The sequence below is a fragment of the Pseudomonas shirazica genome, from assembly GCF_015168335.1.
Classification (GTDB): domain Bacteria; phylum Pseudomonadota; class Gammaproteobacteria; order Pseudomonadales; family Pseudomonadaceae; genus Aquipseudomonas; species Aquipseudomonas asiatica.
On record NZ_CP063456.1, the window covers coordinates 1963200 to 1976087 of the forward strand.

The 12888-nt window shown below is 63.8% G+C and carries 11 protein-coding genes; 4 read left to right on the top strand and 7 right to left on the bottom strand.

From position 1 onward, the window contains the following. Window positions 1-3 precede the first annotated feature (3 nt). Window positions 4-2253, bottom strand: a complete 2250-nt coding sequence (locus IMX18_RS09095; protein ID WP_217190138.1) for a xanthine dehydrogenase family protein molybdopterin-binding subunit — start codon at window positions 2251-2253, stop codon at window positions 4-6. Beyond that, window positions 2253-2708, bottom strand: coding sequence for a (2Fe-2S)-binding protein (locus IMX18_RS09100; RefSeq protein WP_003259224.1), 456 nt, complete (start codon window positions 2706-2708; stop codon window positions 2253-2255). The genes IMX18_RS09095 and IMX18_RS09100 overlap by 1 nt, the downstream gene beginning before the upstream one ends. A gap of 389 nt (window positions 2709-3097) precedes the next feature. On the opposite strand from IMX18_RS09100, the gene IMX18_RS09105 reads away from it, so the two are divergent. Continuing rightward, window positions 3098-5284: an OsmC domain/YcaO domain-containing protein gene (locus IMX18_RS09105; RefSeq protein ID WP_217190137.1), complete on the top strand. Its 2187-nt coding sequence runs from the start codon at window positions 3098-3100 to the stop codon at window positions 5282-5284. 281 nt (window positions 5285-5565) lie between these two features. After that, window positions 5566-6378, top strand: coding sequence for a class I SAM-dependent methyltransferase (locus IMX18_RS09110; protein WP_039615268.1), 813 nt, complete (start codon window positions 5566-5568; stop codon window positions 6376-6378). 17 nt (window positions 6379-6395) lie between these two features. On the opposite strand, the gene IMX18_RS09115 is transcribed toward IMX18_RS09110, so the two are convergent. Both IMX18_RS09115 and IMX18_RS09120 read right to left on the bottom strand, forming a co-directional pair. Beyond that, complete coding sequence (locus IMX18_RS09115) at window positions 6396-6695, bottom strand: hypothetical protein (RefSeq protein WP_003260568.1); 300 nt, start codon at window positions 6693-6695, stop codon at window positions 6396-6398. Between the two features lie 220 nt (window positions 6696-6915). After that, window positions 6916-9045, bottom strand: coding sequence for a TonB-dependent receptor (locus IMX18_RS09120; protein WP_054572578.1), 2130 nt, complete (start codon window positions 9043-9045; stop codon window positions 6916-6918). A 228-nt stretch (window positions 9046-9273) separates the two neighbouring features. Here IMX18_RS09120 and IMX18_RS09125 point away from each other — a divergent pair, with 228 nt between their 5' ends. Next, the gene (locus tag IMX18_RS09125; RefSeq protein WP_013973000.1) at window positions 9274-9855 is read left to right on the top strand and encodes a hypothetical protein; all 582 of its coding nucleotides are present in this window, start codon (window positions 9274-9276) and stop codon (window positions 9853-9855) included. A 4-nt stretch (window positions 9856-9859) separates the two neighbouring features. On the opposite strand, the gene IMX18_RS09130 is transcribed toward IMX18_RS09125, so the two are convergent. Further along, a complete protein-coding gene (locus IMX18_RS09130; RefSeq protein ID WP_217190136.1) occupies window positions 9860-10624 on the bottom strand; it encodes a hypothetical protein in 765 nt (254 codons plus the stop codon). Between the two features lie 204 nt (window positions 10625-10828). Between IMX18_RS09130 and IMX18_RS09135 the strand changes: the two genes are divergently transcribed. Next, window positions 10829-11347, top strand: a complete 519-nt coding sequence (locus tag IMX18_RS09135; protein WP_217190135.1) for a DMT family transporter — start codon at window positions 10829-10831, stop codon at window positions 11345-11347. On the opposite strand, the gene IMX18_RS09140 is transcribed toward IMX18_RS09135, so the two are convergent. Both IMX18_RS09140 and IMX18_RS09145 read right to left on the bottom strand, forming a co-directional pair. Further along, window positions 11348-12256: a LysR family transcriptional regulator gene (locus IMX18_RS09140; RefSeq protein ID WP_217190134.1), complete on the bottom strand. Its 909-nt coding sequence runs from the start codon at window positions 12254-12256 to the stop codon at window positions 11348-11350. It lies immediately after the preceding gene. Between the two features lie 261 nt (window positions 12257-12517). Next, window positions 12518-12847 (bottom strand): hypothetical protein, encoded by a 330-nt coding sequence (locus tag IMX18_RS09145; protein ID WP_023660807.1) that lies wholly within the window; start codon window positions 12845-12847, stop codon window positions 12518-12520. Window positions 12848-12888: the final 41 nt, after the last annotated feature.

The window sequence follows — 12888 nt, forward strand, 5'->3', positions numbered from 1 at the left end:
TGCTCAGCTGAAGGTATGGCGGCTCAATGGCAGGCTGCGCACGCGCTGGCCGGTCAGCTGCGCGACTGCGTTGGCTACCGCCGGTGCCACCGCGGGCAACGGTGGCTCGCCGATGCCGCCCATCTTCGCCCCGCTTTCGACAATGCGCACATGCACCCTGGCCATGCGCGATGGCGGCAAGATCGGGTACAGGTCGTAGTTGCGCGCGCGCGGCTTGCCATCCACGTACACCGCTTCTTCCAGCAGTGTCTGCGACAGGCCCAGGGCGACGGCGCCGTTGACCTGATGCTCGATGATCGCCGGGTTGACGATGCTGCCCGGGTCGATGGCCTGCCAGATGTCGTGCACTTTGACCTGGCCGTTCTCGATCGATACCTCGGCAATGACCGCTGCCTCCGAGCCGAACGGCGAGGCCATGGCCACGCCACGCGCCCGCTTGCTGCCGTCCTCGGCGGTGAACGGCCCGCGCTTCCAGCCGCCGGAAAGCTCGGCGACGGCCTGCAACAGGTTGGTCAGGCGCGGGTTGTCGCGCAGCAGGTGCAGGCGCAGTTCGAACGGGTCCTTGCCGCCTTTGTCGGCCAGTTCGTCGAGGAACGACTCATAGAAGAAGTCATTCAGCGAGTTGCCCACCGAGCGCCAGTAGCCGAGCATGGCCGGGCCTTTCACGTAGATCTGCGCGATACGCTTGTTGGCGATGGCGTAGGACTTGCCCGACAGGCCTTCGAGCGCGGTCGGGTCGAGCTTTTCGCCTTGCTTGCCTGCGAGGGCCTCGGTCGGGCCTTCGGTGGCGCTCACGGCTTCGAGGGCCACTGGCAGGCCGTCGGCATCCAGCCCGGCCCGGAATTTCACCACGGCGACCGGGCGCAGCACATCGCGGAGGAATTCTTCCTCGCGGCTCCAGATGAGTTTCACCGGCCGGCCGACCGCCTTGGCCAAGGCAATGGCCTGTGGGTAGGGGTTGGCCGAGTCGTACAGGAAGTGGCGGCCAAAGAAACCGCCCAGCAACGGCGAATGCAAGGTGATCTGTGCCGGGGCCAGGCCGGTGCGCTTGGCAATGTCGTCACGGAACATGTCCGGCGCCTGGTTGGGCAGCCACACCTCCAGGGTGCCGTCCGGGTTGAAGCGCGCCAGTGCCGACGGCGGCTCCAACTGGGCGTGGTTGAGGTACTGGTTATGGTAGGTTGCCTCGACCCGGGTCTTGGCATTGGCCAGCATGCCGGCCACATCGCCCTGGTTTTCGTCGTCGCGCGCCGGGCCCGTGACCGTGGCCAGGTGCTCGCGCCAGCCATCGCTGGAGAAGTCGGCCGGCATCGGCCGTACCGGGCTGTCGGCCGCAGGCTCCTTCCAGTCAACCTGGATGGCCTCGACCGCGCGCTTGGCATGCCACCAGCGTTCGGCTACCACGGCCACGGCGCCCGGCAACTGATGCACCGAATGCACGCCCTTCATGGCCTTGACCTGGTCTTCGTTGCGCAGGCTGCCGACGGTCATACCCAGGCGTGGCGCGTGCTGCACGGCAGCGTGGAGCATGCCGTCGACCTTGATGTCGATGCTGTACACCGCCTTGCCGGTGGACTTGTCGTAGGCATCCAGGCGACGTACCGGCTTGCCGATCCAGCGAAACTGGCTGGGGTCACGCAGCTTGACGCTGGCCGGGTCTGGCACTGGCAGGTCCATGGCCCGCCCGGCCAGTTCTCCGTAGGGGATGGAGCGGCCAGTCGTGGTATGTACCACGTGACCCGGCGTGGTGGAGAGTTCTTCGACCGGCACGCCCAGCTGCTCGGCACCCGCCTGCAGCAGCATGGCCCGGGCGAGGGCGCCCAGGCGGCGCATGGTCGGGTAGCTCATGCGCACCGACATGCTGCCGCCGGTGATGCGCATGCCGTTTTCCATCACTACATAGGCTTCGCCGGGCGGCGCGCTGTCGACCACGAAATTGACCGGGTCGACGTCCAGCTCTTCACCAACGATCTGCGCCATGGCGGTGAAGGGGCCTTGGCCACCTTCCATGAACGGGCTGAGCAGGCGTACTTTGCCGTCCGGGCGGATCTCCAGAAACGCCGGCACCTGGGTACCGCGCTCCGGGGTTGCTGCGGCGGCTGCCTGCACGCGGGCCGAGCCCATGGGCAGGCCGAAACCCAGCACCAGGGCACCGACAGCCGTGCCGGCAAGAAAGCGCCGACGCGACAGGTTGACCGTTTCGCCCAATTGCAGCTTGAGCAGTTCGGCGGGGGTATCGACTGGTGTGTTCATCAGGCCTTCTCCCCTTGGGCCAGCTCATGCACGGCAGCATGGATGGCGTTGTAGGTGCCGCAGCGGCACAGGTTGACCATGGCTGCCTCGATCTGTGCGTCACTGGGCTTGGGCGTGTGCTTGAGCAGCGCCGTTGCCGCCATTACCTGGCCGGACTGGCAGTAGCCGCACTGGGCCACCTGGTGCTCGACCCAGGCCGCGACCACCCGTTTGCCGACGGCATCGGCCTCGATCGCCTCGATGGTGGTCACCTCGCGCCCGACCACGCCGGCCACCGGGGTGACGCAGGCGCGCACCACGTTGCCGTCCACCAGCACCGAACAGGCGCCGCACTGGGCCAGGCCGCAGCCATACTTGGTGCCGGTCAGCCCCAGGTCGTCGCGGATCACCCACAGCAGGGGCGTGTCGGCGTCTGCCTCGACCTGGTAGGTCTTCTGGTTGATGCGTAGTTCCATGGTTCACCTGCCCGTCAACGGTTGCTGTCGCTTGGTTTCTTGTGATCGGGGAATACGGTGCTCCCCAGTGCAGAAACGCTAGCACAGCGGGGTGACCGCCGGTCTGCTGACGGGGGCAGGTTCAGAGGATCAGGCAAGCAATTCGGTGAAATGCGCAAGCGGCGATGTGCGCTATCGCCTGTAGGAGCGGCCTTGTGTCGCGATGGGGCGCGCAGCGGCCCCGGGGTCTTGGCAGCATGCAGTATTGTAAGGGGCCGCTTTGCGGCCCATCGCGACACAAGGCCGCTCCTACAAGAAAGCGCATTTGGAGGTGAGGAGGACTTCCGCAACGAAAACCCGGATAATGCCGGCCAATTTCGTTTTGCACGTTTAAATCACGGTAATCCCGCATGGAAATCAAGGTCAATTTTCTCGACAATCTCCGTCTCGAAGCCAAGTTCGACGACTTCACGGTGATCGCCGACCAACCGATCCGCTACAAGGGTGATGGCTCGGCCCCGGGGCCGTTCGACTATTTCCTGGCGTCTTCGGCCTTGTGCGCGGCTTACTTCGTCAAGCTGTACTGCCAGACCCGCGACATTCCCACCGAAAACATTCGCCTGTCGCAGAACAACATCGTCGACCCGGAAAACCGCTACAACCAGGTCTTCAAGATTCAGGTCGAGCTGCCCGAGGACATTTCCGAGAAGGACCGCCAGGGCATCCTGCGCTCCATCGACCGCTGCACCGTGAAGAAGGTGGTGCAGACCGGCCCCGAGTTCGTGATCGAAGTGGTCGACAACCTCGATGCCGATGCCCAGGGCCTGCTGATGCCGGTGGCGGACACCAGCACCTACATCCCCGGCAAGGACCTGCCGCTGGAACAGACCATCGCCAACATGTCGGGCATCCTCGCCGGGCTGGGGATGAAGATCGAGATCGCCTCGTGGCGCAACATCGTGCCTAACGTGTGGTCGCTGCATGTGCGCGACGCCCAGTCGCCGATGTGCTTCACCAATGGCAAGGGCGCGACCAAGGAGGCTGCGCTGGCCTCGGCGCTGGGCGAGTTCATCGAGCGGCTGAACTGCAACTTCTTCTATAACGACCAGTTCTGGGGCGAGGACCTGGCCAACGCGCCGTTCGTGCACTACCCGAACGAGCAGTGGTTCAAACCCGGCCCGCGCGATGCGCTGCCGGCCGAGATCCTCGACGAGCACTGCCTGGCAATCTACAACCCGGACGGCGAGCTGCGTGGCTCGCACCTGTACGACACCAACTCGGGCAACACCGCGCGCGGCATCTGCTCGTTGCCGTTCGTGCGCCAGTCCGACCAGCAGGTGGTGTACTTCCCGTCCAACCTGATCGAGAACCTGTTCCTCAGCAACGGCATGAGCGCCGGCAACACCCTGGCCGAGGCGCAGGTGCAGTGCCTGTCGGAAATCTTCGAGCGCGCCGTGAAGCGCGAAATCCTCGAAGGCGAGCTGTGCCTGCCGGATGTGCCGCAGGAGGTACTGGCCAAGTACCCGGCCATCGTCGCCGGCATCCAGGGCCTGGAAGAGCAGGGCTTCCCGGTGCTGGTCAAGGATGCGTCGCTGGGCGGCGAGTTCCCGGTGATGTGCGTGACCTTGATGAACCCGCGCACCGGCGGCGTATTCGCTTCGTTCGGCGCCCACCCGAGCCTGGAAGTGGCGCTGGAGCGCAGCCTCACCGAACTGCTGCAGGGCCGCAGCTTCGAAGGTTTGAACGACCTGCCGCAACCGACCTTCGAAAGCCATGCGCTGACCGAGCCGAACAACTTCGTCGAGCACTTCATCGACTCCAGTGGCGTGGTGTCGTGGCGCTTCTTCAGTGCCAAGGCCGACTTCGAGTTCGTCGAGTGGGACTTCTCCGGCCACGGCGAGGATTCCAACGTGCAGGAGGTCGCGACCTTGTTCGGCATCCTCGAGGACCTGGGCAAGGAAGTGTACATGGCGGTGTACGACAACCTTGGCGCCACCGCCTGCCGCATCCTGGTGCCGGGTTATTCGGAGATCTACCCGGTCGAGGACCTGATCTGGGACAACACCAACCGCGCCTTGTCGTTCCGCGCCGACATCCTCAACCTGCACAGCCTGGACAACCGTTCCCTCAAGCTGCTGCTCAAGCGCCTGGACAACTGCGATGTGGATGACTACACCACCATCACCACGCTGATCGGCGTGGAGTTCGACGAGAACACGGTGTGGGGCCAGTTGACCATTCTCGAGCTGAAGCTGCTGATCTGCCTGGCTGTGCAGCGCTTCGAGGATGCCAAGGAACTGGTCGAGGCGTTCCTGCAGTTCAACGACAACACCGTCGAGCGCGGCCTGTTCTACCAGGCGCTGAACGTGGTGCTGGAAGTGCTGCTGGACGACGAACTGGAAATGGACGACTACGAAGCCAACTTCCGCCGCATGTTCGGTAACCCGCGCATGGACGCGGTGCTGGGTTCGGTGGACGGCAGCGTGCGCTTCCATGGCCTGACCCCGACCAGCATGAAGCTCGAAGGCCTCGATCGCCACCTGCGCCTGATCGAAAGCTACAAGAAGCTGCACGCGGCCCGGGCCAAGTTCGCCTGACTCCTGTAGGAGCGGCCTTGTGTCGCGATGGGCCGCAAAGCGGCCCCGGCAATATCAGCTTCAATGCCAAAACGGGGGCCGCTTTGCGGCCCATCGCGACACAAGGCCGCTCCTACAGCGACGTCGATCGCCTTCATATATCGGTTTCAAATAACCGCTATCCCCAATCTGTCTTGCCGCTTCGCCTGCCAGGCGCGTAGCGTTTTGCTCCCATCCCCTCGATCCATGGCGCGTTGACCGCCAGAAGGACCTCGGCCGCGCACAACAAGAAGGCGCAGACCATGAGCACCCCTTTGGATACCAATGCCCTCAAAGCCCGCCAGCAAGCCGCGTGGGCCAGTGGCGACTACGCGGTAATCGGCACCACCCTGCAACTGGTTGGCGAGCGCCTGGCCGAAGCCTGTGACCTGCGCTGGGACGAGCAGGTGCTGGATGTCGCCGCCGGCAACGGCAATGCCACCCTGGCTGCTGCCCGGCGCGGCTGCCGTGTCACCTCCACCGACTATGTGCCCGAGCTGCTCAAGCGCGGTGAAGAACGCGCGCGGGCCGAGCACCTCAATGTGGTGTTCCAGGTCGCCGATGCCGAAGCGCTGCCGTTTGCCGATGGCACCTTCGATGCGGTGCTGTCCACCTTCGGCGTGATGTTCGCGCCCGACCAGGCCCAGGCCGCACGCGAACTGAGCCGGGTGTGCCGGCCCGGTGGCCGGATCGGCCTGGCCAACTGGACCCCGCAAGGGTTCGTCGGGCAGATGTTCAAGACCCTCGGGCGGCATGTACCGCCACCGGCCGGGGCTCTGCCGCCTTCACGCTGGGGTGATGAAGAACAGTTGCGCGTGATGTTCGAGGGGGCGCTGGGCGAATTGAAGGTCAGCCGCCAGCACTTCAACTTCCGCTATCGCTCGGCGGCGCATTTCATCGAGGTGTTCCGCACCTGGTACGGGCCGGTGCACAAAGCGTTTGCCTCGCTGGAGCCGGAAGCGGCCGGGGCGCTGGAGCGGGATCTGACCCAGTTGCTGAACGAAAGCAATGTGGGCGGCTCGTCGTCGTTGGTGGTGCCGAGTGAGTACCTTGAAGTGGTGATCATTCGAGGTTGAGCCCACGGGCCAAGCGCTCAGTTCTTGCACTTGGCCATCACCACCTGGCAAGTCTTCGGTGTGCCTCCTGACCGGCTTGCATAACGCACGCAGTTGTTCAGCGATTTCTGCCGGGCAATGCTCAGCGTATTGCCCCACGCGAGGCCGCCTTCGCCGGTGGTGGGGACGGCCTTGGCGAAGCAGTTGGAGCCCGTTGCCGGCGTTGCGTACCTGGCCTTGCTGGCTTTGCTGGAGCAGCCGGCGGTGAGTGCCAGGCTGAAGGCGAGCAGGGTGGTCAGCGCCCAGGACGTGGAGGGGCGAATCGGTTTACTGCTCATATGCTCTCCTTACCGAGGTGCAGGACTCTGCGATCGCAAGCAAGGTGCTGCCCCTGTGGGAGTGGGTTTACCGAGGCGTCGAACCGCCGCGAACACTGGCAAGGCCGGTGCCATCCTCTGCACAGGATATTGCATTCAAGCGAAGCGGTGAACGCTTGCGTTGCATCAGATGCAGCGCAAGGCCTTGCACCATGGCAAGGCCTTGCGCCTGGGGCAGCGATCAGAACCGGTAGTTGAAGCTGGCTTCCAGCGTGCGCGGTGCACCTGGGGTAATCAGGTCAACCGAACCGTGCGCGGAGGCATAGTAGTCGCGGTCGAACACGTTCTTGAGGCGCAGCGCGGCATCCCACTGCGGCACGCTGTACAGCAGCGCGGCGTCGAAGGTGGTGTAGCCCGGCATCACCACCACGTTGTCGAGTGCGGTGTAGCGCTCGTCGACGTAGTTGGCGCCGGCGGCCACGCGCCATTCCGGGGTCAGCGTGCGCACCAGCCAGACGTTGGCGCTGTTACGCGGCGTCAGGGTAGGAGTCTGGCCTTCGTTGGCCACGCCATTGGTCTTGTTGTTGGACTTGGTGATCTCGGCATCCAGGTAGGCGTAGCCGGCGTAGATCTGCCACTTGTCCGTGAGCTGCCCGCTGACGGTGGCTTCGAAACCGTCGGTGCGCTGTTCGCCGGCCAGCACAGTCAGGTTGGGGTTGGCCGGGTCGGCGGTCTTCATGTTGGTGCGCTCGAGGCGGAATACCGCTGCGGTCACCGACAGGCGGCTGTCGAGCAGGTCCCACTTGGCGCCGATTTCGTAGTTGGTGGTTTCTTCCGGCTCCAGATGCTGGTTGGTCGGGCTGACCGCGAACACTTCGCCCGAAGGCTGGTAACTGCGGCTGACCGACACATAGTAGGACTGGATGTTATCCGGCTGGTACACCAGGCCGGCACGTGGGCTCCAGGTCTTGTCGGTACGGTCGAGGTCGACGTTCTGCGCGCGGTCGTCGTCGTACTCCTGGCCGAAGATGTCATAACGCACACCGACCAGGGCCTTCCAGTGCTCGTTCAGCTCGATCATGTCCTGCACATACAGGCCGGCGGTCTGCTGGAAGTTGGTGCCCTTGGACGACAGGTTGGCGGCGTGCTCCGGCACCGGCACCAGGGCGTCGCGGTACACCGGCACCTGGGCCACGTTGTTCTGGCTCAGCACCCGCTGGTGCTTGTCCTGGAAGCCCACTTCAACGCCATACAGCAGGTTGTGCTGCATGCCGGCAAGCTGCGCCTGTTGCTTGAGTTCCGTCTGGTTGAACATGCCGTACTCGTCGCGGGCGACGTTGCCACGGTTGAGCTTGACCAGCAGTTCGCCGTCAGGCGCGGTGACGAAGCGCGTCGGGCTGCTGTCGGCCAAGGTGTTGTTGCGGTCCAGGTCGTAGCGGTAGTACCGGCTGGTGTTGGTCAGGGTGAAGTCGTCGTTGATGCGGTAGTCCAGGCTGGCAGTCAGCGAGAACACTTCGCTGCGGGCGTAGTCCTGGTCGGCATCGCCGGAGCCGAAGCGCTTGTCGCGGTCCACATCTACCGGGCGGTTGCCCAGCGCCGGGATGCCGAAGTCGATCAGGCGCTTGTCGTACAGGTAGGTGGCGCCCAGGTTCAGTTCCAGGTCGTCGGAGAGGCGGAAGTAGGCCGATGGCGCGATGGCCTTGCGGTCGATATAGCCATCGTCGCGGAAGGTGTCGCTGTCTTCGAAGGCGCCGGTCACGCGGTAGGCCTGGTTGCTTTGCGGGTCGGCCCAGCCGGTGTCGAACTGGGTGCGGCGCTTGCCTTCGCTGTCGAAGCTCATGCCGACTTCGCGCTTGGGCGTGAAGCTCGGCTTCTTGCTGATGCTGTTGATCAGGCCGCCCGAAGAGCCGCGGCCATACAGCACGGCGGCAGGGCCCTTGATCACCTCGACCCGCTCGATGTTGGACAGGTCGCGGAAGTACAGCGCGTCGTCGCGCACGCCGTCGATGTACATGTCGCCAATGGCGCTGAAGCCGCGAATGGTCACCTGGTCACGCTGGCCGTCGCCGTTGGACAGGCCGACGCCGGGCACGTTCTTCAGCACGTCTTCCATGGACTGCGCACCCTGGTCCTTGATCACGCTTTCGGGCACGACGTTGACGGTTTGCGGGATGTCGCGCAGCGGGGCGTCGATCTTCATGGCGCTGCGGCTTTCGCTGGCCTTGTAGCTTTGCTGCTCGTAGGCGCTGGTGACCGCAGTGGCGGGCAAGGCGAGGGAACCCTGCGATTCAGATTGGACCGCGTGAACAGCAGGTACAACCAGAATGCCCAGCACGGAAATGGATGCTGGGACAACAGACTTTTTTGCCATTACAGGTGACTCTTTGTTGTATTTGAAGGTCACGAATAGTAATGATTTGCAAATGTAAAGCAAGTGTAAAGAGTTCGTATTTGCTATTGCAAGAATGCAGCTGGCAGAAAAAGCGACAAAACGCGTCGTGAGGGGGAAGGGCCGGCAATGTGTCAGGCAAGGGCTATGCTTGTTGGCGCGTGAACATTTCACGTCCCTACCCGGTCTCGATTACATGGAAGCAGGCCTATGAATCCAATTCGCTCTCTCGCTCGTGCCATTGCCGTTGCCACCCTGGCGTCTGCCTTCAGCTTCACGGTGCAGGCTGCCGGTATTCCCATTGGTAGCGAGGCGCTGGAAAGCCACGTCACCACGCAGGTCACGGCCATCGACCTGGCTAACCGACAGGTCACGGTGAAAGGCCCTGACGCCAAGAAGGATGTGACCTTCCAGCTCACTGAAAAGGCCAAGGCGCTGCCCAACCTCAAGGTGGGTGACCAAGTCGACATCTACGTGACCCGTGCGGTGGCCTATGTGCTCAACCCGGAGGTGGGCGGTGCACCGAAGGCGACTGAAGAGTCCGGTACCATTCGCGCCACGGCAGACAACCCCAACCCGGGCGGCGAGGCGTTCCGTCAGGTCAGGGTGACCTCGCAGATAAAGAAGATCGACCTCAAGACGCATGAAGTGAGCCTGTTGCCGCCGGAGGGCAAGCTGCAGGTGGTCAAGGTCGAGAACCCTGACCTGCAGGCACGCATGAAAAACCTCAAGGTCGGCCAGACGGTCGACGCGATCTACACCGAAGTGCTGCGCGTCGAAACCTCGCGCTGACCATTCATTGGGGCAGGCTACGGGTTGCCCGCGCATGGATCCGCCGTGATGCCTTGCATGACGGCGGATGTCGTTCGAACAGCTGCATCACCCAATCGGGCCGAGTCTTGCTGGCATCGTTGAGCCAATTGGCAACCGAGTCCTGGGCATACTTGTCTGCCTCAGCCAGGCGCGGCACCAACAGTGGCTCGGCCACTTCGGGCGCTTGCTTGAGTGCGGCGATGTGCTCGCACCACACGCCACGTGGGCGCAGCACCTCGATACAGAAGCGTCGTACCAGTGGGTTGCTGTCGCCGGCATGCCGGGCAAGCAGGGCCAGGGCATCATCCAGCTCTTGAGCCAGGCGCGGGCGCAGGGCCATCCAGGCCCATTCGCGCACACCAAAATGTTCATCGCGAGCAAAACGCAGCTGGGCCAGGAATGCGGCCTCGAGATCGGCCGTGCGCGACAAATACGCCTGGGCGAAGGCCGCCCAGCTGCGCACAGTATCGGCGCTGTGCGCGCTGCACTGCTCCAACACCTGCTGGCGCTGGGGCGCAGGTGCGGGTTCCAGCCACTGCCCAAGGGCAAGGCCGATCCCCGTAATTTTTTTTGACAGGCCCTGCGAGCATGTTTCTTCGGCGCAGGTAGCCAGCTGTTCGATCAGCGTGTCGGGCAACTGGCCTGCCAGTGCACTGACCAAGGTCCTTTGATCCACTGCCAGGCATTCGGCCAGGTTGCGGGTGGGCAACTGCCCATGGTCGATCAGGGTTGTACGTTCATCTGTCATCGAATGTGCTCCATCACATACGGTTTGGTCTGGCCTCAGTCGTGAACCCGCCGGCTCAGGCCGCGGGCGGCGAGGCTGCGCAGCATCCTAGCCCAATTGGCTGGTATCCATGTGACGAATAGCATGAGTGCACACTTTCGATTTCCATGGATAAAGGGAATTTTCCGATCATCGCCTGAACATCTGTCACCAATGAGGACTGCCATGTTCAGCAAGACCTTGTGCCTTCTGGTACTTCCCTTTGCCCTGGCGTTGCTTGCCGGTGCCGTGCTGCCGTTCCAGGCTGCGGGTAATGCCGCCGTCGGCCGGGCGCTGGGGCACTGGTTGTGGGGTGCGTTCACGTCATTGACGGTAAGTTCGCTGGTAGTGATCGCCGCGCTGCTGATCCTCAGGGTGCCGGCGCCGGACATGGGCAAGGCCTTGCAGGGGCCCTGGTGGCTGTGGGTTGGTGGTGTGCTGGGGGCGCTGTACGTGGCCGGTGCTGCTGCGCTCACCCCCCGGCTTGGGGCAGCGGGGTTCCTGGTGCTGGTGGTGGCGGGGCAGATCATCACGGCGGTGGTCGCAGACCACTTTGGGGTGATGGGGTTGGGAGGCAAGCCGCTCAGTCTGGCCAGGTTGGCGGGTGTGGTGCTGATCCTCTGCGGCGTTCTGCTGGTGCAGGGCACCTGGGGAGCAGGCTCGCCGGCCAATGCCCCTGCCGTGGAGAAACAGTCGGAAGGCTGATCAGCGCCCCGGCTGGCTGCACGCCCACACGGTTTCCCGCAGCCAGCGATGCCCGGGGTCGTCGTCCTTGCGGCTATGCCAGGCTTGCTGGTAATCGAACGAAGGAATCGCCAGTGGCGGCTCGAACTGGCGCAATGTCTTGTGCTGGTGCAGCGAGCCCACCGCGCGGCTGGCCACGGTGAGGATCAGGTCGGTGCCGGCCAGCACCTCGACCGCCGCACTCCAGTGCGGCAAGGCCAGGGCAATCCGCCGACGCAGGCCTTGCGCGGCCAGGGCGCGTTCGATTTCATCGAAGGCATCCGGGTGCATGGCCATCAGCACATGCGGACGGGCCAGCCAGTCGTCCAGGGCCAGGCCGCCGCTGGCCGGTAGCACCTGGCGGTCGGCAACGCTGATGAAGCTGTCGGTGAACAGCGGCTGCGCCGTGATGGCCTGGGGCAGGTCCGGGAAGATGCCCAGGGCCAGGTCCAGTTCACCATCGAGCAACTGGGCCAGCATGGTTTCGCGGCTGGCCTGGCTGATGGCCAGGTCTACCCCGGGCGCGACCTGGCGCAGGTGGCGCAGCAGGGGTGGCAGGATGATCCGCGAGGAATAGTCGGACAGCGAGAGCCTGAAGCGACGCTGGGCCTTGGCCGGTTCGAACTGTGGGGCGGCCAGCAGGCCGTTGAGGTTGCCCAGGGCGTCGTGCAGCGGTTTGGCCAGCGATTGGGCGCGGGCGGTCAAGGCCATGCGGCCGTTCTGGCGCACCAGCAAGGGGTCGTCGAAGTGCTTGCGCAACTGCGCCAGGGCGTGGCTTACCGCCGGTTGGCTGCGGTGCAGGCGCAAGGCGGCGCGGGTGACGTGCTTTTCGCTCAGCAGGGCGTGCAGGGCGAGCAGCAGGTTGAGGTCGATCTTGCGTAGTTCATCCATGTTGCGAATGGTCTTGGTTGCGTCCGACAGTTTTCATCAGTTTAACAAATGCCCAAGGCCGCTCTCATAGAACAACACATGCCTCATTGGTTTAGTGAAGTTCTGTAGGAGCAGCCTTGTGCTGCGAAGAGGCCGGTACTGACAAAGCTTGTCTATTGCTTGTACCGGCCTCTTCGCAGCACAAGGCTGCTCCTACAGAGGACGCTTCAAACGAGCGATATTTGTTTTCTGCGCGACAGCGCAGCCCAAAGAGCCAGAGCTTTATCGCCTTGCTACCGCATGTTGCACGCACTGCTCGTAATAGGTCTGCTTGATCGCTGCAGGCTTTAGCCGCGAGCGGCTGTTGTAGGTCTGTTCGGTAATGCCGAAGGCGGTCATGCGCATCCACGGTTTGGGGAATTTGCGCGCCTGCAACTTCTTGCGCGTGGCATACAGGGTTACCCCGGAAAGCTTGGCCTGCTGCGCTTCGGCGGCTATCTGTGCGCCCCAGCCGCAAGTGTGGCGATCGTTCTGGCTCAGCGCCCGTGCCTGGGCGCCGAAAGCGAGCGTGGCTAGCAGGCAGCCGGCCATCGTTGCTAGAAGTACTCGCATGTTGCTGTCCTAAGCATCTGAAGGAAAACGAAGTTTGCCTT

What these genes read in the sequence shown, in the direction of transcription:
- IMX18_RS09130 (WP_217190136.1), bottom strand. Translation starts at nt 10,624, where the DNA reads ATGACAGATGAACGTACAACCCTGATCGACCATGGGCAGTTGCCCACC.
- IMX18_RS09125 (WP_013973000.1), top strand. Translation starts at nt 9,274, where the DNA reads ATGAATCCAATTCGCTCTCTCGCTCGTGCCATTGCCGTTGCCACCCTG.
- IMX18_RS09120 (WP_054572578.1), bottom strand. Translation starts at nt 9,045, where the DNA reads ATGGCAAAAAAGTCTGTTGTCCCAGCATCCATTTCCGTGCTGGGCATT.
- IMX18_RS09100 (WP_003259224.1), bottom strand. Translation starts at nt 2,708, where the DNA reads ATGGAACTACGCATCAACCAGAAGACCTACCAGGTCGAGGCAGACGCC.
- IMX18_RS09135 (WP_217190135.1), top strand. Translation starts at nt 10,829, where the DNA reads ATGTTCAGCAAGACCTTGTGCCTTCTGGTACTTCCCTTTGCCCTGGCG.
- IMX18_RS09110 (WP_039615268.1), top strand. Translation starts at nt 5,566, where the DNA reads ATGAGCACCCCTTTGGATACCAATGCCCTCAAAGCCCGCCAGCAAGCC.
- IMX18_RS09145 (WP_023660807.1), bottom strand. Translation starts at nt 12,847, where the DNA reads ATGCGAGTACTTCTAGCAACGATGGCCGGCTGCCTGCTAGCCACGCTC.
- IMX18_RS09105 (WP_217190137.1), top strand. Translation starts at nt 3,098, where the DNA reads ATGGAAATCAAGGTCAATTTTCTCGACAATCTCCGTCTCGAAGCCAAG.
- IMX18_RS09095 (WP_217190138.1), bottom strand. Translation starts at nt 2,253, where the DNA reads ATGAACACACCAGTCGATACCCCCGCCGAACTGCTCAAGCTGCAATTG.
- IMX18_RS09140 (WP_217190134.1), bottom strand. Translation starts at nt 12,256, where the DNA reads ATGGATGAACTACGCAAGATCGACCTCAACCTGCTGCTCGCCCTGCAC.
- IMX18_RS09115 (WP_003260568.1), bottom strand. Translation starts at nt 6,695, where the DNA reads ATGAGCAGTAAACCGATTCGCCCCTCCACGTCCTGGGCGCTGACCACC.